We start from the raw sequence: 26,915 nt of genomic DNA, 5'->3' as shown, positions 1-26,915 counted from the left end.
CCTCGGAGCAGTCCAGGCTGTTGCTGGACCTCGTGTGCGCACAGACCCTGGAAGTCGTGCGGAAGGTGCGGCCGGACACGGTCGCGATCACCGAGACCCGGCGGTCCTTCAAGGAACTGGGGCTGGACTCGCTCGGCCTGGTCGAGCTGCACGCGCGGCTGAACACGGCCACCGGGGTCGGACTGCCCGTCACCGTCGCGTTCGACCACCCCAGCCCGGCGCTGCTGGCCGGCTTCCTGCGCGCCGAGGTGCTGGGCCTGCCCGCCGAGCGGGAGGAGCCGGCGGAGCCGGTCGCCGCCGACGACGAGCCGATCGCGATCGTCGGCTTCAGCGGCCGGTTCCCCGGTGGTGTCCGCTCCGCCGAGGACCTGTGGGAGATGGTGTCCGAAGGGCGTACCGCGGTCGGGGAGTTCCCCGCGGATCGCGGCTGGGACCTCGACGCGCTCTTCGACGACGAGCCGCAGACGCCGGGCAGGAGCTATGCCCGGGTCGGCGGCTTCCTGTACGACGTGCCCGAGTTCGACGCCGAGTTCTTCGGGATCAGCCCGCGCGAGGCGCTGGCGATGGACCCGCAGCAGCGGCTCCTGCTCGAGACCTCCTGGGAGGCGCTGGAGCGCGGCGGGATCGACCCGTCGTCGCTGCGCGGCAGCCGGACCGGCGTGTTCGTCGCCGCGGGCATGACCGAGTACGGCGTGCGGGTGCACGAAGCGCCGGACCACCTCGCCGGTTACGTACTGAACGGCCAGGCGCTCAGCGTCGCGTCGGGCCGCGTCGCCTACACGCTGGGGCTCGAGGGCCCCGCCCTCACGATCGACACCGCGTGCTCCGGCTCGCTGGTCTCCCTGCACCTCGCCGCTCAGTCGCTGCGCCGCGGCGAGTCCTCGCTGGCCCTGGCCGGCGGCATCACGGTGCTGAGCAGCCCCGGCCTGTTCACCGAGTTCAGCCAGCAGCGCGGGCTCGCCCCGGACGGCCTGGTGAAGGCTTTCGCCGCCGCGGCGGACGGAACCGGATTCGCCGAGGGCGTCGGCCTTCTCGTGCTCGAGCGGCTCTCCGACGCCCGGCGCAACGGACACCAGGTGCTGGCCCTCATCCGCGGCTCGGCGATCAACCAGGACGGCGCGAGCAACGGTCTCACCGCCCCGAGCGGGGCCGCGCAGCAGCGGGTGATCCGCCAGGCCCTGGCCGGCGCCGGACTGGGGCCCGACGAGGTGGACGCCGTGGAGGCGCACGGCACCGGCACCACACTCGGTGACCCGATCGAGGCCCAGGCGCTGATCGCCACCTACGGCAGGGGCCGGTCGCCGGAGCGGCCGCTGTGGCTCGGCTCCGTGAAGACGAACCTCGGCCACACCCAGGCCGCGGCCGGTGTCGCCGGCATCATCAAGATGATCATGGCGATGCGGCACGGGGTCCTGCCGGAGACGCTGCACGTGGACGCCCCGTCGCCCAATGTGGACTGGTCGGCCGGCACGGTGCGGCTGCTGACCGAGCAGGTGCCGTGGGAGGCCGACGGGCACCCCCGCCGCGCGGGCGTCTCGAGCTTCGGCATCAGCGGCACCAACGCGCACGTCATCCTGGAGGAGCCGCCGCGCGAGGACGTCGAGCGGGACACCCCCGAACCGTCCGAGCCCGCGGACCGGGACACCCTGACGCCGCTGGTCGTCTCCGGACGGAGCGAGGCGGCGCTGCGCGCCCAGGCCGACCGGCTGCTGTCCTTCGTGGAGGCCGGCACCGACGCGACCCTCGCCGATCTCGGCCACTCGCTGGCCACCACGCGGGCCGCGCTGGAGCACCGTGCCGTGGTGCTCGCGGGCGACCGCGACGAGTTCCTGCGCGGACTGCGGGCGATCGCCGCGGGCGAGCCGGACCCCGGTGTGCGCACCGGCTCCACCCCCGGCGGCCGGCTCGCGTTCCTGTTCACCGGGCAGGGCAGCCAGCGCCTTGCCATGGGACGTGAACTCCATGGCGCGTTCCCCGTGTTCGCCGAGGCACTCGAAGAGGCCATCGGCCACCTCGACCTTCAGCTGGACGTGTCGCTGTGGGACGTCCTCTTCGCCGAGGAGGGATCCGAGGAGGCGGCCCTCCTGGACCGGACGATGTACGCCCAGGCCGCGCTGTTCGCGGTCGAGGTGGCGCTCTTCCGGCTCGTCGACTCGTGGGGGCTGCGCCCCGACTTCCTGGCCGGGCACTCGATCGGTGAACTGGCCGCCGCGCATGCCGCCGGCGTGTTCACCCTTGAGGACGCGGCCACCCTGGTGGGGGCGCGCGGCCGGCTGATGCAGGAGCTGCCGGCGGGCGGCGCGATGGTGGCGGTGCAGGCATCCGAGGACGAGGTGCTGCCGCTGCTCACCGACGAGGTGGACATCGCGGCGATCAACGGGCCCGGCTCGGTGGTGCTCTCGGGCGCCGAGGGGGCGGTCCTGGCGCTGGCCGAGAGGTTCGCCGCCCAGGGCCGCAAGACCCGTCGGCTGCGGGTGAGCCACGCCTTCCACTCGCCTCTGATGGAGCCGATGCTCGCCGACTTCCGCCGGATCGCCGAGATCCTGACCTACTCCGCGCCGCGGATCCCGGTCGTGTCGAATGTGACCGGGCGCATGGCCACGGCCGAGGAGCTGTGCTCGCCGGAGTACTGGGTCCGCCACGTCCGCGAAGCCGTGCGGTTCGCCGACGGCATCGGCTGGCTGGCCGGGCAGGGGGTGCGGACCTTCCTGGAACTGGGGCCGGACGCGGTGCTGGCCGCCATGGGCCAGGACTGCCTCCCCGAGGACGTCACCGACGCGGTGTTCGCTCCGCTGCTGCGGTCCGGGCGCGAGGAGAGGCGCGAGACGCTGTCCGCGGTCGCGCTGGCCCACGCGCGCGGTGCCGACCTGCGCTGGAGCGCCCTGTTCGCCGGCCGCGGCGCACGCCGTGTCTCCCTGCCCACGTACGCGTTCCAGCCGCGCCGGTACTGGCTGACGGCCCCCGATTCGGCGGGCGACCCGTCCGGCCTGGGCCAGATCGCCGCGCAGCACCCCGTGCTCGGCGCGGTCGTCACCCTGGCCGGCTCCGACTCCACCGTGCTCACCGGCCGGCTGTCGCCGCACTCGCACCCCTGGCTCGCCGACCATGTGATCTCCGGCGTCGCGGTGCTGCCGGGCACGGCCTTCGTGGAGCTGGCGATCCGGGCGGGCGACCAGGTCGGCTGCGCCCGCGTGGAGGAACTCACCCTCGAAGCACCGTTGGCGCTGCCGGAGACCGGCGGCGTCGCCCTGCAGGTCGTGATCGGCGCCGCGGACGAGTCCGGCCGCCGTACGGTCGAGTTCTACTCACGCGACGAGGACGCCCCGGCGGACACGGACTGGCTGCGGCATGCCGAGGGCGTGCTGATGCCCGTCGGCGCTCCCGAACCCGCCGCCCGGGACGCCCTGTCGGCGCTGGGAGGCCAGTGGCCGCCCGCCGGAGCGCAGCCCGTCGACGTCAGCACGCACTACGCGGGCATGGCCGACGAGGGATACGGCTACGGGCCCGTCTTCCGGTGCCTGCGTGCGGCCTGGCGGCGCGGCTCCGAGGTGTTCGCCGAAGCCGTCCTGCCCGAGCAGGCCGCGGCCGACGCCGCCGCGTTCGGTCTGCACCCGGCTCTTCTGGACGCGGCGCTGCATCCTTCCGACTACGCGGAGGACGATTCGGCCTCGGCAGGGGCCCGGGTTCCGTTCTCCTGGAACGGGGTCACGCTGCACGCCACCGGGGCCCGCGCGGTGCGCGTACGGATCGTGGCGCCCGCCCGGGACCGGATCTCGCTGGCCATCGCCGACACCTCCGGTGCGCCGGTGGCGTTCGTGGAATCCCTCCACGTGCGCGAGGTGTCGGGCGAGCAGCTGCGCGCGGCGCGGCCGGCCCGGTACGACTCGCTCCACCGGCTGCGGTGGCAGCCGCTGCCGGCCGGCCCCGCCGCCCGGGCCGCCCTTCCCGAGCTCGCCGACCTGGCGAACACCACCGGTGACGTGCCCGAGCTGGTGGTCTACCGGGCCCCGCGGATCCCCGGCGGGGACGATGTCCCGGCCGCTGTCCGTACCGTCGCCCGCGACGTTCTCGAGGCGGTGCAGACCTGGCTCGCCGACGAGCGGTGCGCCTCTTCCCGCCTGGTCGTGGTGACACACGACGCGGTCGTCACTGACGACGGGGACGAGAGCGACCTGACCCAGGCACCGGTGCCGGGTCTGGTGCGGTCGGCCCAGGCGGAGAACCCCGGCCGGTTCGTCCTGCTGGACACCGACGGGACCCCCGAGTCGCAGGACATGATCGCGGCGGCCGCCGCCTCGGCGGTCGCGGCGGACGAACCGGAACTCGCCCTGCGGGCCGGGCGGATCCGCGTACCGCGCCTGACGAGCGTGCAGGCGCCCGCCGAGGAGAAGCCGTCCCCGTGGAACGCCGACGGCACCGTTCTGATCACCGGCGGCACCGGTGGTCTCGGTGCCCGTCTCGCCCGGCACCTGGTCACCGAGCACGGCGTGCGCCACCTGCTGCTCACCAGCAGGCGAGGCCCGGACGCCCCCGGCGCGCGCGAACTCGTCGCCGAGCTGACCGGACTGGGCGCCCGCACGACGGTGGCCGCGTGCGATGTGGCCGAGCGGGACGAGCTGGCCGCGGTGCTGGCCGCGATCCCGGCCGAGCACCCGTTGACCGGCGTGGTGCACACCGCCGGCGTGATCGACGACGGGCTCGTCGGCTCGCTGACGTCGCAGCGCCTGGACTTCGTGATGCGGCCCAAGGTGGACGCCGCGTGGGCGCTGCACGAGCTCACCCGCGATCTGGACCTGTCCGCGTTCGTGCTCTACTCCTCCGCCGCCACCCTGCTCGACGGCGCGGGCCAGGCCAACTACGCCGCGGCCAACCTCTTCCTCGACGCGCTGGCCGCCCGCCGCGCCTCGGCCGGCCAGGCAGTGACCTCGCTGGCCTGGGGCCTGTGGGCCGGCGACGGCGGCATGGGCCGGAACCTGGACGACACCGCCCTCCAGCGCATCAAGCGCCTGGGCCTGGACCCGCTGGACTTCGACGAGAACCTGCGGCTGCTGGACGACGCGCTGGCCGGCGACGACCACTCGGTGGTGCCGGTCCGGGTGAATCCGAAGGCACTGCGGGCCCGGGCCGACGGAGTGCCCGCGCTGCTGCGCGGCCTCGTCAAGGTGCCCGCCCGCCGGACCGCCGCCACAGGCCCCGTCGCGGTGACGGCGCCGCTCGCGCAGCGTCTCGCCGGACTCGGCGAAGCGGAGCGGACCGAGGCGCTGCTCGAACTCGTCCGTACCCAGGCGGCCGAGGTGCTCGGTCACGAGAGTGCGGACGAGGTCAGCGCGAGCCGGGCGTTCAACGAGATCGGCTTCGACTCGCTGGCGGCCGTCGAGCTGCGCAACCGGCTGAGCACGGCCACCGGGCTGCGCCTGAGCGCCACCTTGACCTTCGACTACCCGAACTCCGCCGCCCTGGCCGGGTACCTGGCGGAGAAGGTGCTCGCCACCGGCGGGCAGGCCCCGCGGGCCGCCGCCGCGTCGCCGGCCGTGACGGACGAGCCGATCGCGATCGTCGGCATGGCCTGCCGCTACCCCGGCGGCGTCGACTCGCCCGAGGACCTGTGGCGGCTGGTGTCCGCCGGCACCGATGCGATCTCGCCGTTCCCGACCGACCGAGGCTGGGCCACCGACCTGTACGACCCGGAGATCGGCAAGCCCGGCAAGACGTACTCCACCGAGGGCGGCTTCCTGCACGACGCGGCCCAGTTCGACCCGGACTTCTTCGGCATCAGCCCGCGTGAGGCCCACGCGATGGACCCGCAGCAGCGGCTGATGCTGGAGGTCGCCTGGGAGACCCTCGAACAGGCCGGGATCGACCCCACCTCGCTGCGAGGCAGCCGCACCGGCGTCTTCGCCGGCGTGATGTACCACGACTGGGGCCTGCGCCTCGGCCCGCTCCCCGAGGACCTGGCCGGTTACCACGGCAACGGCAGCCTGGCCAGCATGGTGTCCGGCCGCGTCGCGTACACGCTGGGCCTGGAGGGCCCCGCGGTGAGCGTCGACACCGCCTGCTCGTCCTCGCTGGTCGCGATGCACTGGGCGGCGCAGGCCCTGCGCCGCGGCGAGTGCACGCTGGCGCTCGCCGGCGGTGTGACGGTGATGTCCACCCCCGACACCTTCACGGACATGAGCCGGCAGCGCGGGCTGGCCTCCGACGGGCGCTGCAAGTCCTTCGGCATCGGCGCCGACGGCACGGGCTGGGGCGAGGGCGCCGGAATCCTGCTGCTGGAGCGGCTGTCCGACGCCCGGCGCAACGGCCACCAGGTGCTGGCGGTGCTGCGCGGCTCGGCGGTCAACTCCGACGGCGCGTCCAACGGACTGACCGCACCCAACGGCCCCTCGCAGCAGCGGGTCATCCGGCAGGCGCTGACCGACGCCGGACTCACCCCCGCGGACATCGACGTGGTGGAGGGACACGGCACCGGCACCCGGCTCGGCGACCCGATCGAGGCCCAGGCGCTGCTGGAGACCTACGGTCAGCAGCGGCCCGCGACCGGCACGCCGCTCCTGCTCGGCTCGATCAAGTCGAACATGGGCCACACCCAGGCGGCCTCCGGCGTCGCCGGCGTGATCAAGACGGTGCTGTCGATGCGGCACGGGATGCTCCCCGCGTCGCTGCACTCCGAAACACCCTCCGACCAGGTGGACTGGTCCACCGGCGCGGTGCGACTGCTGAGCGAGGCCGAGCCGTGGCCGGACAACGGGCACGCGCGCCGGGCGGGCGTCTCCTCGTTCGGCATCAGCGGCACCAACGCCCACGTGATCGTCGAGCAGGCCCCGCCGGCGCCCGAGGAGCCGGTCCGCTCGCCGGAGCCCGACGGCGCCCCGCTGCCCTGGGTGCTGTCCGCCAAGACCCCGCAGGCCCTGCGGGCACAGGCGGACCGGCTCAAGTCCCTCGCCGGGACGCTGGACGAGGACGCGTTCGCCACCGCCGCCAGGGCACTGGCCACCACGCGGGCGGCGATGGAACACCGTGCGGTGGTACTCGGCGCCGACCGCGAGGAGTTCGTCCGAGGCCTGGACCTGCCGGCGCTCACCGGCTCGGTGCGCGAGGGCAAGCTCGCCTTCCTGTTCACCGGACAGGGCGCCCAGCGCATCGGCATGGGCCGGCAGCTGCACGAGGCGTTCCCCGTCTTCGCCGACGCCTTCGACGCGGCCCTCGCCGCTCTGGACGCGCATCTGGACCGTTCGCTGCGCGAGGTGGTCTGGGGCGAGGAGCAGGAGCTGCTGAACCGGACCGGATACGCCCAGCCGGCGCTGTTCGCCGTCGAGGTGGCGCTCTTCCGCCTGGTCGAGTCGTGGGGTGTGCGCCCCGACATGCTCGCCGGGCACTCGATCGGTGAACTGGCCGCCGCGCATGTCGCCGGCGTGCTGTCGCTGGCGGACGCCGCGAAGCTGGTCGCGGCGCGCGGCCGGCTGATGCAGGCCCTGCCGGCGGGCGGCGCCATGCTCGCCGTACAGGCCACGAAGGACGAGGTGGCGCCCCTGGTCGGCGACCGGCTGAGCATCGCCGCGGTGAACGGCCCCTCGTCGGTGGTGCTCTCGGGCGCCGAGGACGTCATCGCCGAGATCGCCGCGCGCTTCGAGGCCGAGGGGCGCAAGGTCAGCCGCTTGCGGGTGTCCCACGCCTTCCACTCCGCGCTGATGGAGCCGATGCTGGCGGAGTTCGGCGAGGTCGCCGCGAGCCTGTCCTACGAGGCGCCGCGGATCGCCGTCGTCTCCACGGTGACCGGCGCCCCGGCCACCGTGGACGAGCTGTGCTCACCGGGGTACTGGGTACGCCACGTCCGCGACGCGGTGCTCTTCTCCGACGCGGTGCGCACCGCGGCGGCGGGCGGGGTGACGACCTTCGTCGAGATCGGCCCGGACGCCGTGCTCAGCGCGCTCGGCCAGGAGTCCGTCGACGCCGACCGCGACATCGCGTTCGTTCCGCTGCTGCGCCGCGACCGAGGCGACGGGCGCCGCGAGGACCGCGACGTGCTCGCCGGCGTCGCCGCCGTCTGGACCCGGGGCGGGCAGGTCGACTGGGAGTCCCTCCTGGGCGATCGCGGCCAGGGGCACGTGGACCTGCCGACGTATGCCTTCCAGCGCGGGCGCTACTGGCTGGACGTGGAGGCCGGCGCCGGTGATGTCGGCTCCGCCGGTCTGGACCCGGTCGACCACCCCCTCCTCAGCGCGGCCGTGGTCTCACCCGACTCCGGTGCCGTGGTGCTCTCCGGCCGGCTCTCCGTCGCCGGGCAGCCCTGGGTCGCCGATCACGGTGTGCTCGGCTCCGTCCTGCTGCCCGGCACCGGCTTCGTCGAGATCGCCGTGCGCGTCGGCGACGAGGTGGGCTGCGACCTCATCGAGGAACTCACCCTCGAAGCGCCGTTGGTGCTGCCCCAGCGGGGCGGAGTCGCGCTGCGCGCGGTGGCCGGTCCCGCGGACGAGTCGGGCCGCCGCGCGCTGCACATCTACTCCCGCCGCGACGACTCCCCGGCGGGCGCGGACGAGCGGTCCTGGACCCGCCACGCCGCCGGATTCCTGGCCTCCGGAACCCCGTCGTTGTCGGCGGACCTCACCCAGTGGCCGCCGGCCGGCGCCACGGCCGTGGACATGACCGACGCGTACGGCCGCCTGCGCGAGCGCGGCTACGGCTACGGCCCCGCGTTCCAGGGCATGCGCGCCGCCTGGCTGCGCGGCGACGAACTGTTCGCGGAGGTCGAGCTGCCGGAGGGAGTGCGCGCGGAGGCGGTCAAGTACGGCCTGCACCCGGCGCTGCTCGACACGGCGATGCACGCCGATGTCCTCGTCGACCAGCAGGACGGCGGCTCGGAAGCCCTGTTGCCGTTCGCGTGGAGCGGTGTGTCGCTGCACGCGTCCGGCGCGTCCGCGCTGCGCGTGTGGGTCCGCCGGATCCGCGGCGCCGAGGAGTCGGCCATGGTGGTGGCCGACTCCACCGGCCGGCCCGTCATGACCGTCGAGTCGCTGATCTCCCGGCCGGTGTCGGAGGAACAGCTCGACAGCGCCCAAGGCCGGCTCGCGGACTCCCTCTTCCGTCTCGAATGGACGCCCGTCGCCGCGCACACGCCCGTCACGGCCCGCCACGCCGTGCTCGGCGCCGGCCTGCCGGGCCTGGAGGGCGCCGAACCGTTCACCGGCCTCGCGGCCCTGACCGCCGCGATCGAGAACGGCGCCGCCGTGCCGGACCTCGTCCTGGCCCCCTGTCCCGAATCCACCGCTACCGCCCCGGACGCGGTACGCGCCCTCACCCACGACGTGCTCGCCCTGGTGAAGTCCTGGCTGTCCGACGAGCGCTTCGCCACCGCGAAGCTGGCCGTCGTCACCAAGGGCGCCGCCGCCGTGACGGGCGACGCCGACCTCACCGACCTCGGCCAGGCCCCCGTCTGGGGCCTGGTGCGCGCGGCGCAGGCCGAGAACCCCGGCCGCTTCGTACTGATCGACACCGACGGCGTGGACGAGTCGCTCCGGCTGCTGCCGCAGGCGGCCGGCCTCGGTGAGCCCGAAATCGCCGTACGCGAGGGGCAGTTCCTCGTACCCCGGCTGACGAAGGCACTCGTACCGGACACCGGCTCGCCGTGGGACACCACCGGCACGGTGCTGATCACCGGTGGCACCAGCGGACTGGGCGCCCGTGTCGCCCGTCACCTGGTCGCCGAACACGGCGTGCGCTCCCTGCTCCTGACGAGCCGTCGTGGCATGGACGCCCCGGAGGCCGCCGCCCTGTGCGCGGAACTCGGCGAGCAGGGCGCACGGGTCGGCGTGGCCGCGTGCGATGTGTCCGACCGTGAGGCGCTGGCCGCGGCACTGGCCGGGATCTCCGCCGACCGCCCGCTGACCGGCGTGGTCCACGCCGCCGGCGTGGTCGCCCCGGGCCTGATCGGCTCCCTCACGCCGCAGGCGCTGGACACCGTGCTGCGCCCGAAGGCGGACGCTGCCTGGCACCTGCACGAGCTCACCCGCGATCTCGGCCTGACCGCGTTCGTGCTGTTCTCCTCGGCGGGCGGCCTGGTCCTGCCCGCCGGACAGGCCAACTACGCCGCGGCCAACGTCTTCCTCGACGCCCTCGCCCACCACCGAAGGGCCGAGGGGCTGCCCGCCACCTCGATCGCCTTCGGCATGTGGGCGGTCAACACCGGCCTCGGCGGCGAACTCGGCGACGCCGACCTGGAGCGGATGGAACGGCTCGGCCTGCCCGCGCTGCCCGCCGCCGAGGGCCTCGGACTCTTCGACGACGCGCTGCGCACCGACCACGCGATGCTGGCACCGCTGATCGTCGACCCGGTCGCCCTGCACAACCGGGGCGACGACGTCCCGACGCTGCTGCGCGCCGCCGTGCGGCGGCCCGCCCGCCGGAATGCGCAGACCGGTGCGGCGGCGGGCGGCGGAGAGCTCGAGCGCAGGCTCGCCGGGCTCGACGACGCCGAGCGGGAGCGCGCGCTGCTGGAACTGGTCGGCACGCAGGTGGCCGCGGTCCTGGGACACGCGTCCGCCGCCGTGATCGGTCCGGATCGCGCGTTCAAGGAACTGGGCTTCGACTCGCTCGCCGCGGTGGAGCTGCGCAACGCGCTCAACTCGGCCACCGGCCTGCGCCTGCCGGTGACGCTGGTCTTCGACTATCCGACCGCGCGCTCGGTGGCCGAGTTCCTCGCCACGCAGCTCGGCCCCGTCCAGGCCGCCGCCGCCCCGGCGGCGCCCGCGACGGCCGTCTCCGCGGACGAGCCGATCGCCATCGTCGCCGTCAGCTGCCGCTTCCCCGGCGGGGTGAGCACCCCCGAGGAACTGTGGGACCTGGTGGCGGAGGGGCGCGACGCCGTCGCCGAATTCCCGGTGGACCGAGGCTGGGACACCGAAGGCGTCTACGACCCCGAGCCGGGCCTGCCCGGCAAGACCTACTCCCGTCGGGGCGGATTCCTCTATGACGCAGCCGACTTCGATCCGGCGTTCTTCGGCATCTCCCCGCGCGAGGCGGTGGCGATGGACCCGCAGCAGCGCCTGCTCCTCGAGGCCTCGTGGGAAGCCTTCGAGCGCGCCGGGATCGACCCGGCGAGCATGCGCGGCAGCCGGACCGGCGTCTACGCGGGCGTCATGTACCACGACTACGGCACCCGTGTGCGGGACATCCCCGACGAACTCGCCGGCTACCTCGGCAACGGAACCGCCGCCAGCATTCTCTCCGGCCGCGTCGCCTACACCCTCGGCCTGGAAGGCCCCGCGGTGAGTGTGGACACGGCATGCTCGTCGTCCCTGGTCGCCCTGCACATGGCCTGCCAGGCACTGCGCTGCGGCGAGGTCGGCATGGCCCTCGCCGGCGGTGTGACGGTGATGTCGACGCCGGAGATCTTCGTGGAGTTCAGCCAGCAGCGCGGCCTGTCCGCGGACGGCAGCTGCAAGGCGTTCGCCGCAGCGGCGGACGGCACCGGCTGGGCCGAGGGACTCGGCGTGCTGCTGCTGGAGCGGCTGTCCGACGCCCAGCGCAATGGCCACGAGGTACTCGCGGTGATCAGCGGTTCGGCGATCAACCAGGACGGCGCGAGCAACGGCCTCACCGCCCCGAACGGGCCCTCGCAGCAGCGGGTGATCCAGCAGGCGCTGGCCGCCGCCGGCCTCACTCCGGCCGACGTCGACCTGGTGGAGGGCCACGGCACCGGCACCCGTCTCGGCGACCCCATCGAGGCGCAGGCGCTGCTGGCCACCTACGGCCAGGGCCGCCCGCAGGACGACCCGCTGTGGCTGGGCTCGATCAAGTCGAACATCGGACACGCGCAGGCGGCGGCCGGCGTCAGCGGCGTCATCAAGTCGGTGATGGCCATCCGCAACGGCGTCATGCCCAAGACCCTGCACGTGGACGAACCCTCGCCCGAGGTCGACTGGTCGGCCGGCGCGGTACGGCTGCTCACCGAGGCCCGCCCCTGGCCCGAGCGCCACCGGCCGCGCCGCGCCGCGGTCTCCTCCTTCGGCCTCAGCGGCACCAACGCGCACGTGATCGTCGAGCAGGCCCCGGCCGCCGACGCCGCGCCCGCGGCGGAGCCGGCACGTGCCACCGCCCCCGTGGTGCCCCTGGTGCTCTCGGCGGCGGCCGAGGCCGCGATGGCCGGCCAGGCCGAGCGCCTGCTGGCCCACCTGACGGAACACCCGGAGCAGCACCTCGCCGACGTCGGCTTCGCCCTGGCGACCACGAGGCCCGCGCTGGAGCACCGCGCGGCGGTCCTGGCCGACGACCGCGACACCGCCCTGCGTGCTCTGGCCGCCCTGGCCGGCGGCGAGCAGGACACCGCGGTGGTGCTCGGCACCGCCCGCTCGGCCGGGCGGACCGCGTTCCTCTTCTCCGGCCAGGGCGCGCAGCGCCCCGGCATGGGCAAGCAGCTTCACCAGGCGTTCCCGGTGTTCGCCGAGGCGCTGGACGCGGTGTGCGCACAGCTGGACCCGAGGCTGGGCAGGCCCCTGCGGGAGCTGATGTTCGCGGAGCCCGGCTCCGCCGAGGCGGAACTGCTGAACCAGACCCAGTACACCCAGAGCGCACTGTTCGCCATCGAGGTCGCGCTCTTCCGGCTGGTCGATTCCTGGGGGCTGCGGCCCGACTACCTGCTCGGGCACTCGGTCGGCGAACTGGCCGCCGCGCATGTCGCGGGAGTGCTGTCCCTGGAAGACGCCGCCGCACTGGTCGCCGCACGCGGCCGGCTGATGCAGGCCCTGCCCGCCGGCGGGGCGATGGTGGCGGTGCAGGCCTCCGAGGACGAGGTGCTGCCGCTGCTGACCGGTGAGGTGAGCATCGCCGCGGTCAACGGCCCGGCCGCGGTCGTCGTGTCCGGCGCCGAGGAGGCCGTACTGGCCATCGAGGAGAAGCTGCGGGCGCAGGGGCGTAAGACCAGCAGGCTGCAGGTCTCGCACGCGTTCCACTCGCCGTTGATGGAGCCGATGCTGGAGGAGTTCCGCCGCGTCGCCGAGGGACTGACCTACGCGGCACCGAAGCTGCGCGTGATCTCCAACCTCACCGGCGAGGCGGCCGCTCCCGAGGAGTTCGCGTCGCCCGCCTACTGGGTGCGCCATGTGCGCGAGGCAGTGCGCTTCGCCGACGGCGTGCGGGTGCTGGAGAAGGAGGGCACCACCCGGTTCCTGGAGCTCGGACCCGACGGTGTGCTCTCCGCGATGGCCCAGACCTGCCTCACCACGTCCCCCGAGGACCTGGACGACCTGGTCGTGGTCCCCGCGCTGCGCAAGGACAGGGACGAGGCATCGTCGCTGGTGACGGCGCTGGCCCGGCTGCACACCCGCGGAGTGCGCCCGGACTGGAACGCCTACTTCGCGGGACAGGGCGTACACAAGGTCGGGCTTCCCACCTACGCCTTCCACCGCCGCAGGTACTGGCTGGACGTGCCGGCCTCGGTGAGCGACGCCACCGGCCTCGGCCAGGTCACCGCGGGACACCCGCTGCTCAGCGCCGTGGTGACCTCGCCGGAGACCGGCGCGCCCGTGCTGACCGGCCGGCTCGCCCTCGACACCCACCCCTGGCTGGTCGACCACGGCGTGCTGGGCACGGTGCTGCTGTCGGGAACGGCCTACGTCGAGATGGCCCTGCGGGCCGGCCAGGAGGTCGGCTGCGACCTGCTGGAGGAGCTGACCCAGGAGGCCCCGATGCCGCTGCCCGAGCGGGGCGGGGTCGCGGTACAGGTCGTGGTCGGACCGGACGAGGCCGGACGGCGCTCCGTCGCGGTGTACTCGCGGGCCGAGGACCCGCACGGCGAACGGCCGTGGACCCGCCACGCACGAGGCGTACTGGCCCAGGGCGCCCCCGCCGACGCGGTCGAGCTGGACATCTGGCCCCCGGCCGGCGCACACAACGTGGACGTGAGCGGGATGTACGCCGACCTCGCCGGACTGGGTTACGGCTACGGGCCCGTCTACCAGGGCCTCAAGACCGCCTGGCGACGCGGTGACGAACTCTTCGCCGAGATCGAACTGCCCGAGAGCAACCGCGCCCAGGCCGCCGCCTTCGGTCTGCATCCGGCACTGCTGGACGCGGCCCTGCACGTCGAGCGCGTGCTGGACGAGGGCAAGGCCGAAGCGGACCGGACCGCGCTGCCCTTCGCCTGGAACGGCGTCTCGCTGCACGCCGCGGGCGCCGCCATGCTGCGGGTGCGGCTGACCAAGCCGGGCCCGGACGAGGTGGCCCTGAACATCGCCGACGCGACCGGCGCGCCGGTCGCCACGGTCGAGTCGCTGGTGGTCCGTGAGGTCTCCGCCGAGCAGCTCGCCGTCGGCGGGGCGCCTCGAGAGTCGCTGTACCGCATCGGCTGGCAGCCGCTCGGCGGGACCCTGGCCGCCGCCTCGGCGCCCGCCGAGGACCTGGCCGTCATCGGCGCGGCCGCGAAGGCGCTCGGCGCCGGTCACCGCTCGTACGCCGACCTCGCCGCCCTGCGCGCCGCGGCCGACGCCGGCGAGCCGGTCCCGGCGACGGTGCTGCTGGCCGCCTCCGACATCTGTGAGGCGTCCGCGGAGGGCGACGTGCCGCAGCGGGTCCTCGCGGCGACGCGGCGGCTGCTCGCCGTCCTGGGCGACTGGCTGGCCGACGAGCGGTTCGCCGCGTCCCGCCTCGCCCTCCTCACCCGCGACGCCGTGGTGGTGGAGCGGCCCGGCGATGCCGTGGACCTGATCCAGGCTCCCCTGTGGGGTGTGCTGCGGTCCGCGCAGGCGGAGAATCCCGGCCGCTTCACCGTGGTGGACCTCGACGACACGGCGGAATCCGCACGGATCCTGCGGGCCGCGGTGGCCACCGGAGAGCCCGAGACGGCGATCCGCCAAGGCACGGTGACGGTGCCGCGGTTCGCCGGTGTTCCGGCGCCCGGAACGGACGTGGCCGCGCCGTGGGACGCCGACGGCACCGTGCTGATCACCGGCGGCACCGGTCTGCTGGGCGCGCGGCTCGCCCGTCACCTCGTCGCCGAGCACGGAGTGCGTCACCTGCTGCTCACCAGCCGCCGGGGTGCCGAGGCGCCCGGCGCGCGGGCCCTGAGCGAGGAGCTGACGAAGCTGGGCGCCGACGTCCGGCTGGCGGCCGTGGACGTCGCCGACCGGGAGGCGCTGGCCGTACTGCTCGACGGGATACCCGCGGAGCAGCCGCTGACCGCGGTCGTACACGCGGCCGGAGCGATGGACAACGCCCTGGTCGGCTCGCTCACCGACGAGCAGGTGGCCCGGGTTCTGCGGCCGAAGGCGGACGCGGCCTGGCACCTGCACGAGCTGACCCGCGACCTCGGCCTCACCGCGTTCGTGCTCTACTCCTCGACGGGCGGCATGGTGCTGCCCGCCGGACAGGCGAACTACGCGGCCGCCAACGTGTTCCTGGACGCCCTCGCCGAGCACCGGCGGGCCCAGGGCCTGCCCGCGAGCTCCCTGGCGTGGGGCGTCTGGGCCGGTACCGCCGTCGAGGGCGGGGACCTGGACGAGCACGACCTCCAGCGGATGAACCGCTCGGGCGTGGCCGAGCTGTCCTTCGCCGAGGGCCTGGCCCTGTTCGACGACGCGGTGCGGGCACCCGACGCGGTGCTGGCACCGGTACGGCTCGACCTCGCCGCGCTGCGCGACCGGGTCGGCGAACTGCCCGCGCTGCTGCGGGGGCTGGTGCGCCCGCAGACCCGCCGGGTGGCGCAGGCGGGCAGCGTCGCGGTGGAGACCTCCACGGTGGAGCGCAAGCTCGCCGGCCTGCCCGAGGCGGACCGGGAGCGGTACCTGCTGGATCTGGTGCGGGGCCATGTCGCGGCTGTGCTCGGCCACGGCAACCCCGCCGCGGTGGAACCGGGGCAGGGCTTCAGCGAGCTGGGACTCGACTCGCTCGGAGCGATCGAGCTGCGCAACCGGCTGCAGTCCGCGACCGGGCTGCGCCTGCCGGCCACGCTGATGTTCGACTACCCGAACTCGGTCGCGCTCTCCGGTTTCCTGCTCGGTGAGCTGCTCCCCGAGGGCGCCGCGAGCACGGCGGCCGAACCGGACGAGCAGACGGTCCGGCGAACGCTGGAGTCGATCCCGATCGGCCGGTTGCGCGAGGCCGGGTTGCTCGACGCGCTGCTGCAGCTCGCGAGCCCGGCGGACGACCGGTCGGTCGAAGACGCCGGGGACGCCGGGGACGCCGAGGACCGGAGCGAAGCGATCAAGAACATGGACATCGACGATCTGGTGCGCGCGGCCCTGGCGGCCGGCGACGACGACTGACACACGAACGTGACTGACTGGAACATGAGGCTGACGTGAGTACATCGGTTGAGCAGGTCGTCGCAGCGCTGCGCAAGTCCCTGCTGGAGAACGAACGGCTCCGCAAGGAAGCGGGCAGGCTGAGCGCGGCGGCCACCGAGCCGATCGCGGTGGTGTCGATGGGCTGCCGCTTCCCGGGCGGGGTGACCTCGCCCGAGGACCTGTGGCGGCTGGTGGCCGACGGCGTGGACGTGGTGTCCGGGTTCCCGGAGGACCGCCAGTGGGCCGAGGATGTCTACGACCCCGAGCCGGGCACACCGGGCAAGACCTATGCCCGCGAAGGCGGATTCCTTTACGACGCGGCCGACTTCGATGCCGCCTTCTTCGGGATCTCCCCGCGTGAGGCGCTGGTGATGGACCCGCAGCAGCGCCTGCTGCTGGAGGTCTGCTGGGAGACGCTCGAACGGGCCGGCATCGACCCCGCCGCCCTGCGCGGCAGCCGCACCGGTGTCTTCACCGGTGTGATGTACCACGACTACGACGGGGGCAGCGCCGGCAGCTTCGTGTCCGGCCGCGTCGCGTACACGCTCGGCCTGGAGGGCCCTGCCGTCACCGTGGACACCGCGTGCTCGTCGTCCCTGGTGTCGCTGCACCTGGCGGCGCAGGCCCTGCGCTCGGGCGAGTGCTCGCTGGCGCTGGCCGGCGGTGTGACCGTGATGGCCACCCCGGAAATGCTGCTGTACTTCAGCGAGCAGCGCGGCCTGGCGCCGGACGGCCGGTGCAAGTCCTTCGCGGCGTCCGCGGACGGCACCGGCTGGGCCGAGGGCGCCGGCATCCTCCTGCTGGAGCGGCTGTCCGACGCCCGGCGCAACGGCCACCAGGTGCTGGCGGTGCTCCACGGGTCGGCGGTGAACCAGGACGGCGCGTCCAGCGGCCTCACCACACCCAACGGTCCGGCCCAGCAGCGGGTGATCCGCCAGGCGTTGGCGAACGCCGGTCTGTCGACGGCGGATGTCGACGCGGTCGAGGCGCATGGCACCGGAACGGTGCTGGGTGACCCGATCGAGGCGCAGGCGTTGCTGGCGACCTACGGGCAGGACCGTCCCGCCGACCGGCCGCTGTGGCTGGGCTCGATCAAGTCGAACATGGGCCACGCCCAGGCCGCGGCGGGTGTCGCCGGTGTCATCAAGATGATCCAGGCCATCCGCAACGGTGTGCTGCCGAAGACCCTGCATGTGGACGAGCCGAGTCCCAAGGTGGACTGGTCGGCCGGCAACGTACGTCTGCTGACGGAGAACCGGCAGTGGCCGGAGTCGGGGCGGCCGCGTCGGGCGGGTGTGTCTTCGTTCGGTCTGAGTGGGACGAATGCGCATGTGATCGTCGAGGAGGTGCCGGCGGAGGTGCCGGCTGAGGTACCGGCTGAGGTGCCGGTGCCGGTGGTGCCGTGGGTGGTGTCGGGCAAGACGCCGGCCGCGCTGGCGGCGCAGGCGCGGCGGCTGCTTGCTGTGGCCAGTGATGGCGGCGAGTGGGATGTGGCGTTCTCGCTGGCGACGACGCGGGCTGCTTTTGAGCACCGTGCGGCGGTGGTGGGCGGTGACCGGGAGGAGTTGTTCCGGGGGCTGGCCGCGTTGGCGGCGGGGGAGCCGGGTGCTGGTGTGGTGTCGGGTCATGCCCGGCGCGGTGGCCGGTCGGCGTTCCTGTTCACGGGGCAGGGTGCCCAGCGGGTGGGGATGGGGCGTGAGTTGCATGCCGTGTTCCCGGTGTTCGCGGAGGCGTTCGACGCGGCCCTTGCCGCTCTGGACGCGCATCTGGACCGTTCGCTGCGTGAGGTGGTGTGGGGTGAGGACCAGGAGCTGCTGAACCGGACGGGGTATGCCCAGCCGGCGTTGTTCGCCGTCGAGGTGGCCCTCTTCCGTCTGGTCGAGTCGTGGGGTGTGCGTCCGGACTTCCTGGCGGGGCATTCGATCGGTGAGCTGGCCGCCGCGCATGTCGCGGGTGTGCTGTCGCTGGCGGACGCGGCGAAGCTGGTCGCTGCCCGTGGCCGGTTGATGCAGGCGCTGCCCGCTGGTGGGGCGATGGTGGCGGTGCAGGCCTCCGAGGACGAGGTGCTGCCGCTGCTGACCGGTGAGGTGAGCATCGCCGCCGTCAACGGTCCGCGGGCGGTGGTGGTCTCTGGTGCGGAGGCGGCGGTGCTGGAGGTTGCCGCGCACTTCGCGGGGCAGGGGCGCAAGACGAGTCGGCTGCAGGTCTCGCACGCCTTCCACTCTCCGTTGATGGAGCCGATGCTGGAGGAGTTCCGCCGCGTCGCGGAGAGCCTGGTGTATGGCGCGCCGCGGTTCCCGGTGGTCTCGACCCTCACGGGGGAGCTGGCGGGTGCCGATGAGCTGGGCTCGCCGGAGTACTGGGTCCGTCATGTGCGTGAGGCTGTGCGTTTCGCGGACGCGGTGCGGCAGTTGGAGGACCGGGGTGTGTCGGTCTTCCTGGAGCTGGGGCCGGACGGTGTGTTGACCGGGATGGCGCAGGCGAGTGTGGCGTCCGAGGACGCGGTGTTGGTGGCGTCGGTGCGCCGGGGCCGGCCGGAGCCGGCCGGGGTGGTGGCCGCGTTGGCGCGGTTGCACGTGACCGGGGTGTCGGTGGATTGGGAGGCGTTCTTCGCCGGGACCGGTGCTCGTCGTATCGATCTGCCGACCTACGCCTTCCAGCACGAGCGCTACTGGGTCGACCTTCCGGAGAACCGGGGCGATGTGACGGCCGCGGGTCTGACGGCGGCCGGGCACCCTCTGCTCGGTGCGGCGGTGATGCTGGCTGATTCGGATGGTGCCGTGCTCACGGGTCGGCTCTCCCCGGCCGCCCAGCCCTGGCTCGCCGACCACATGGTCGGTGACTCGATCCTGTTCCCCGGCACGGGCTTCGTCGAGCTGGCGATCCGTGCGGGCGACCAGGTCGGCTGTGGGGCGCTGGAGGAGCTCGCGCTGCACGCACCTCTGGTGCTCCCGGCTCGGGGCGGCGTTCAGGTGCAGGTCGTGGCCGGGTCCCCGGACACGTACGGGAAGCGGACGGTGACGGTCCACTCCCGCCCCGAGGATCAGCCGGACCTGCCGTGGACACTGCACGCGGAGGGGGTCCTCGCGGCCGCCGCACCGACGCCCGCGTCGTTCGATCTGTCCCAGTGGCCGCCGGTCGGCGCGACGGACGTGAGTCTGGATGGCGCCTACGAGGGCCTGGCGGAGATCGGGTATCACTACGGTCCGGTGTTCCAGGGTCTGAAGGCGGCCTGGCGGCGGGGTGACGAACTGTTCGCCGAGGTGGCGCTGCCCGAGCACGCCCACGCCGACGCCGAGCGATTCGGACTGCACCCGGCCCTGCTGGACACGGCGATGCACGCCGCGTTGATCGGTGGGAACGAGAGTGGTGAGCCGACGCTGCCCTTCGTGTGGAAGGGCGTCACCCTGTGGGCCGCCGGTGCCTCTGTGCTGCGCGTGCGGCTCACACAGCCGACCCCGGAGAGCCTGACACTCGACATCGCGGACGCGGCGGGCCGGCCCGTCATGTCGGTCGGTTCGATGGTCGGCCGCCCGGTGTCGCCCGAGCAGCTGAGCGCCACCGGAGCCGAGCCGGTGTTCCACGTCGCATGGAACCCTCTGCCCGGTACTGCCTCGGCAGAGGAGGAGTGGACGGCGTGGGAGGCGTTGCCCGCCGGCGGTCCGGTCGCCGGCGCGGTGCTCTTCGAGTGCGTCGCGGATGAGGAGGACGTGCCCACCGCCGTGCACGCGGTGACGCGCCGGACACTGGAAGCCGTCCAGTCGTGGCTGGCGGATGAGCGGTTCGTGTCTTCGCGGTTGGTTGTGGTGACGCGGGGGGCTGTGGCGACGGTCGGGGGTGTGCCGGTGGATGTGCGGCAGGCTCCGGTGTGGGGTCTGGTGCGTGCGGCGCAGGCGGAGAATCCGGGCCGGTTCGTGCTGGTGGACTCGGATGAGCCGGTGGGTTCTTTGGCCGGTCTCGGTCGGGCGCTGGCCTCGGCCGAGCCGGAGTTGGCGGTTCGTGACGGGAAGGTGTTGGTGCCGCGGTTGGCTCGGGTGTCCTCGGTGGGGGAGTCCTCGCCGTGGGATGCCGAGGGCACGGTGTTGGTCACGGGTGGTACCGGTGGTCTGGGCGCTTTGGTGGCGCGGCATCTGGTGGTGGCGCACGGGGTGCGGCATCTGGTGCTGACCAGTCGCCGGGGTCTGGAGGCGCCGGGTGCGGCCGAGTTGCGGGCTGAGCTGGCGGGGCTGGGTGCGGAGGTGACGGTCGCGGCGTGTGATGTGTCGGACCGGGATGCGCTGGCCGGTCTGCTGGGTGGGATCCCGGCCGGGCGTCCGCTGCGGGGCGTGGTCCACGCGGCCGGCGTACTGGACGACGGGATGCTCACCTCGCTGACGCCTGAGCGGCTGAACACGGTGCTGAAGCCGAAGGCGGACGCGGCCTGGTATCTGCACGAGCTGACCCGGGACATGGACCTGACGGCGTTCGTGCTGTTCTCCTCGGTGGCCGGGACGCTCGGCTCGACCGGTCAGGCCAACTACGCGGCGGCCAATGCCTTCCTGGACGCCCTGGCGCAGCAGCGTCGCGGCGAGGGGCTGCCCGCCACCTCGATGGCCTTCGGCCTGTGGGGCGTGGACGCCGGTCTGGGTGCCGAGCTGGCCGAGGTCGATCTGGAGCGGATGCGGCGCGCCGGTACGCCGGCCCTGTCGGCCGAGGAGGGCCTGGCGCTGTTCGACACCTCGCTGCGTTCGGATGTTCCGGTCACCGTGCCGGTGCGCTTGGACCTGGGTGTGCTGCGGGCCAGAGCGAACGAACTGCCCGCCCTGCTGAGCGGCCTGGTGCGGGTGCCCGTCAGGCAGCCGGCGCGGTCCGGGGGCGCGGACGCTCCCGCGTTGCGCGGACGCCTCGCCGGCCTCGGCGGCGACGAGCGCGCTCGGCTCGTACTGGAACTGGTGCGTACGCACGTCGCCGACGTGCTGGGGCACTCCTCGGGAGCCGCCATCGAACCCGACCGGGCCTTTGAGGAGCTGGGCTTCGACTCGCTGGCGGCGGTCGAGCTGCGCAATGCGCTGAACGCGGCAACCGGACTGCGGCTGCCCGCGACGCTGGTCTTCGACCAGCCGACGGCCCAGGCGGTGGCCGACCACATCCTCGACCTGCTGGACGGCACCGAGGACAGCGCCCTCCCGGCGGCCGTGCGTACGGTCGGAACCGGCGAGGACGACGACCTCATCGCGATCGTGGCGATGAGCTGCCGCTTCCCCGGCGGGGTCGGCTCGCCCGAGGACCTGTGGCGCGTCGTTGCCGACGGTGTGGACGTGGTGTCCGGACTCCCGGTCAACCGCGGCTGGGACGAGAACGTGTACGACCCGGAGCCGGGCACGCCGGGCAAGACCTATGCCCGCGACGGCGGATTCCTGCACGAGGCGGACGAGTTCGACCCGGCGTTCTTCGGGATCTCCCCGCGTGAGGCGCTGGTGATGGACCCGCAGCAGCGGCTGCTGCTGGAGACGTCCTGGGAAGCGCTGGAGCGTGCCGGGATCGACCCGGCGTCGCTGAAGGGCAGCTCGACCGGTGTCTTCGCCGGCGTGATGTACCACGACTACGGCGGCGGTACCGCGGGCAGCGTGGTGTCCGGCCGGGTCGCGTACACGCTCGGCCTTGAGGGCCCGGCGCTCACCGTGGACACCGCCTGCTCGTCGTCGCTCGTCGCACTGCACCTGGCGGCGCAGTCGCTGCGGTCCGGTGAGTGCTCGCTGGCGCTGGTCGGTGGTGTGACCGTGATGGGCACCCCGGACATGCTGGTGTACTTCAGCGAGCAGCGGGGACTTTCGGCTGACGGTCGGTGCCGGTCCTTCGCGGCCTCGGCCGATGGCACGGGCTGGGGTGAGGGCGTCGGCATGCTGCTGGTCGAGCGGCTGTCCGATGCGCGGCGTAATGGGCATCCGGTGCTGGCGGTGGTGCGTGGGTCGGCGGTGAACCAGGACGGTGCGTCCAACGGGTTGACGGCGCCGAATGGCCCGTCGCAGCGCCGGGTGATCCGTCAGGCGCTGGCGAACGCCGGTCTGTCGACGGCGGATGTCGACGCGGTCGAGGCGCATGGCACCGGAACGGTGCTGGGTGACCCGATCGAGGCGCAGGCGTTGTTGGCGACCTATGGTCAGGACCGTCCTGAGGGTCGGCCGTTGTGGCTGGGTTCGATCAAGTCGAACATGGGGCACACGCAGGCGGCTGCGGGTGTGGCGGGCATCATCAAGATGGTGGAGGCGATGCGGCATGGTGTGCTGCCGCGGACTCTGCATGTGGATGCGCCGTCGCCGCAGGTGGACTGGAGTGAGGGCAATGTCGAGCTGCTGACGGAGAACCGGCAGTGGCCGGATTCGGGGCGGCCGCGTCGGGCGGGTGTGTCTTCGTTTGGTCTGAGTGGGACGAATGCGCATGTGATCGTCGAAGAGGTGCCGGCGGAGGTACCGGCGGACGTGCCGGCGGAGGCGGTGCCGATGGGTGCGGTGCCGGTGGTGCCGTGGGTGGTGTCGGGCAAGACGCCGGCCGCGCTGGCGGCGCAGGCGCGGCGGATGCTGTCGTTCGTGGAGGCCGGCGCCGGGCTGGATCCGCGGGATGTGGCGTTCTCGCTGGCGACGACACGGGCTGCTTTTGAGCACCGTGCGGTGGTGGTGGCGGCCGACCGTGACGAGTTCACCCGCGCCCTGAACGCCTTGGCCGATGGTCGTCCGGCCGGTGGAATCGTCAGCGGGGTCGCTCAGCGCGATGGGCTCACCGCGTTCTTGTTCACGGGGCAGGGTGCGCAGCGCATCGGCATGGGGCGTGAGCTGCACGAGGCGTTCCCGGTGTTCGCGGAGGCGTTCGATGCGGCCCTTGCCGCCCTGGATCCGCATCTGGACCGTCCGCTGCGCGAGGTGATGTGGGGCGAGGACCAGGAACTGCTGAACCGGACCGGATACGCCCAGCCGGCGCTGTTCGCCGTCGAGGTGGCGCTCTTCCGTCTGGTCGAGTCGTGGGGTGTGCGCCCCGACTTCCTGGCGGGGCATTCGATCGGTGAGCTGGCCGCCGCGCATGTCGCTGACGTGCTGTCCCTGGCGGATGCCGCGAAGCTCGTCGCGGCGCGCGGCCGGCTGATGCAGGCCCTGCCCGCTGGTGGGGCGATGGTGGCGCTGGAGGCATCCGAGGACGAGGTGCTGCCGCTGCTCACCGGTGAGGTGAGCATCGCCGCCGTCAACGGTCCGCGGGCGGTGGTGGTCTCTGGTGCGGAGGCGGCGGTGCTGGAGGTTGCCGCGCACTTCGCGGGGCTGGGGCGTAAGACGAGTCGACTGCAGGTCTCGCACGCCTTCCACTCGCCGTTGATGGAGCCGATGCTGGAGGAGTTCCGCCGCGTCGCGGAGAGCCTGACCTTTGGCGCGGCGCGGTTCCCGGTGGTCTCGACCCTGACCGGTGAGTTGGCGGGTGCCAATGAGTTGGGTTCGCCGGAGTACTGGGTGCGTCATGTGCGTGAGGCGGTGCGGTTCGCCGATGCGGTGCGGTTGTTGGAGGACCGGGGTGTGTCGGTCTTCCTGGAGCTGGGCCCGGACGGTGTGTTGACCGGGATGGCGCAGGCGAGTGTGGCGTCCGAGGACGCTGTGTTGGTGGCGTCGGTACGCCGGGGCCGGCCGGAGCCTGCTGGAGTGGTGGCCGCGCTGGCGCGGCTGCACGTGACCGGGCTGTCGGTGGACTGGGAGGCGTTCTTCGCCGGGACCGGCGCCCGCCGCGTCGATCTGCCCACGTATGCCTTCCAACACGAGCGCTACTGGATGAACACGCCCACCACGGGTGGCGAGGCGTCCGGTATCGGCGTGGACGCGGTGGAACACCCGATCCTCGGTGCGGCGGTCCCGTCGCCCGATTCGGATGTGATCACGTTCACGGGTCGGCTGGCGGCGGGTACGCATGCCTGGATCGTGGATCACGACGTGCTGGGCAGTGTGCTGCTGCCGGGCACGGGCTTCGTCGAGCTGGCGATCCGTGCGGGTGATCAGGTCGGCTGCGGGGTGCTGGAGGAGCTCGCGCTGCAGGCGCCGTTGATCCTGCCGGCTCGTGGTGGTGTGCGGGTGCAGGTCGTGGTGGGTGCCGCGGACGCGTCGGGGCGGCGTTCGGTGTCGGTGTACTCCCGCTCCGAGGATCAGCCGGATCTGCCGTGGACGCTGCATGCCGATGGTGTGCTGGCCGAGGAGGCGTCGACGCCCGCGTCGTTCGATCTGTCCGAGTGGCCGCCGGTCGGTGCGACGGAGATCGGTGTCGAGGGTGCGTACGAGGGTCTGGCGGAGATCGGGTATCACTACGGTCCGGTGTTCCAGGGGCTGAAGGCGGCCTGGCGGCGGGGTGAGGAGCTGTTCGCCGAGGTGGCGTTGCCCGAGCAGGCGCACGCCGACGCCGAGCGGTTCGGTATCCATCCCGCGCTGCTCGACGCCGCCATGCACGTCGGACTGCTGGCCATCCCGGAGCGGGAGGACGGAGGCGCGACACTGCTGCCGTTCGCATGGAACGGAGTGGTCATGAGGGCCGTGGGCGCCTCGGCGCTGCGCGTCCGGATCGCACCTGTCGCCCAGCAGGACGGCCTGACGCTGGACGTCGCCGACCAGCGTGGCAATCCGGTCCTGTCGGTGGACACGCTCATTTCACGCCCGGTGTCGGCCGAGCAGTTGGGTGCCGGTGGCGGCGACTCTCTGTTCGGCATCGAATGGAAGCCGGCGCAGGGCGGCGACACCGAGTCGGCGGCATGGACGGCATGGGAGAAGCTGCCTGCCGAGGGCCCGGTCCCGGAGTCGGTGGTCTACGAGTGCGCGGGCGAGGAATCACCCGCCGGTGGCGTCCTGGCGGAGGCCCGCGCGATCATGCGGCGTGCGCTCGGTGTCGTCCAGTCGTGGCTGGCGGATGAGCGGTTCGTGTCTTCGCGGTTGGTTGTGGTGACGCGGGGTGCGGTGGCGACGGTCGGGGGTGTGCCGGTGGATGTGCGGCAGGCTCCGGTGTGGGGTCTGGTGCGTGCGGCGCAGGCGGAGAATCCTGGCCGGTTCGTGCTGGTGGACACGGATGAGCCCGCCGGGTCGTTCGCCGGTCTCGGTCGGGCGCTGGCCTCGGTCGAGCCGGAGCTGGCGGTCCGTGACGGGAAGGTGCTGGTGCCGCGGCTCGCCCGGGTGGCCGGGGTGGGGGAGTCCTCGCCGTGGGATGCCGAGGGCACGGTGCTGGTCACGGGTGGTACCGGTGGTCTGGGCGCTTTGGTGGCGCGGCATCTGGTGGTGGCGCACGGGGTGCGGCATCTGGTGCTGACGAGCCGCCGGGGTCTGGAGGCGCCGGGTGCGGCCGAGCTGCGGGCGGAGCTGGCCGGGCTGGGTGCGGAGGTGACGCTCGCGGCGTGTGATGTGTCCGACCGGGATGCGCTGGCCGGTCTGCTGGGCGGGATTCCGGCGGGGCGTCCGCTGCGGGGCGTGGTCCACGCGGCCGGTGTGGCGCACAACGCTCTGGTGGGCGCGTTGACGCCGGAGCAGGTGGACACGGTGCTGAAGCCGAAGGCGGACGCGGCCTGGTATCTGCACGAGTTGACCCGGGAGATGGACCTGACGGCGTTCGTGCTGTTCTCCTCGGCCGGTGGTCTGGTGATGGCCGCGGGTCAGGGCAACTACGCGGCGGCCAATGTGTTCCTGGACGCCCTGGCGCAGTACCGCCGCGCGGAGGGGCTGCCCGCCACCTCGATGGCCTTCGGCCTGTGGGGTGTGGACACCGGCCTGGGTGCCGAGTTGGCCGAGGTCGATCTGGAGCGGATGCGGCGCGCCGGTACACCCGCGCTGTCCGCGGAGGAAGGGCTGGCGCTATTCGACGCCTCGCTGGCCGTCGGCCTTGAGGCGACCGTACCCCTGAGGGTGGACACGGGCGCGCTGCGCGGCAGGACGGACGTGTTGCCGGCCCTGCTGCGGGGTCTGGTTCCTCCGGCACGCCGCCGGGCTGTCGCCGCCGGCAGTAACGAGAGCGTGTCCCTGCAGCAGGAGCTCGCCGGGCTCGCCGAGGACGAACGCGCACGTGTCGTGCTGGAGCTGGTGCGGACCCATGTGGCGGGAGTGCTCGGTCATGCGTCCGGAGACGCCATCGAACCCGACCGGGCCTTCGACGAGCTGGGCTTCGACTCGCTGGCCGCGGTGGAACTGCGCAACCAGCTGAACGGGGCCACCGGACTGCGGCTGCCGGCCACGCTCATCTTCGACTACCCGAACGCGAACGCCGTATCCGGTCACATCGTCCACCTGATGCAGCCGGGTGACGTGGTATCGGCAGCGGCGTCGGTGCTGGACACCGAACTGTCCAGGCTCGAGTCGGCGTTGGAGTCAGCGGCCCCGGACGAGCGGGAGCGCGACCGGATCGCGGCCCGGCTGCGTGCTCTGACAGCGCGATGGGCGGACGGACAGCGAACGGCCTCTCAGGACGAGGACGAGTCCTCCGACGCCGACTTGTCGTCGGTGACGGCGGACGAGTTGTTCGACATCCTGGACGGCGAGCTCGAGACCCCTGCGCAGTAGTCGGCCCCGGCCGGGTCGCCCTGATGGTGCTGCGCGCTTCCGCAGATCATCACCGACCTGGGCGGCGGCCAGTCCGCCTACACCTGGGTCGTCACCGCCTCCC

2 protein-coding genes are annotated in these 26,915 nt (G+C 73.3%); both read left to right on the top strand.

The genetic code is table 11. The features are described 5' to 3' along the window. Window positions 1-56: 56 nt before the first annotated feature. A complete protein-coding gene (locus ABZ990_RS25720) occupies window positions 57-16,253 on the top strand; it encodes a type I polyketide synthase (RefSeq protein ID WP_361236089.1) in 16,197 nt (5,398 codons plus the stop codon). Between the two features lie 35 nt (window positions 16,254-16,288). Then, window positions 16,289-26,812 (top strand): SDR family NAD(P)-dependent oxidoreductase, encoded by a 10,524-nt coding sequence (locus ABZ990_RS25715; protein WP_361236086.1) that lies wholly within the window; start codon window positions 16,289-16,291, stop codon window positions 26,810-26,812. Window positions 26,813-26,915 lie beyond the last annotated feature (103 nt).

It is taken from the genome of Streptomyces sp. NPDC046203 (assembly GCF_040646255.1).
GTDB lineage: Bacteria > Actinomycetota > Actinomycetes > Streptomycetales > Streptomycetaceae > Streptomyces.
This window is presented reverse-complemented; position numbering and strand designations above follow the sequence as displayed.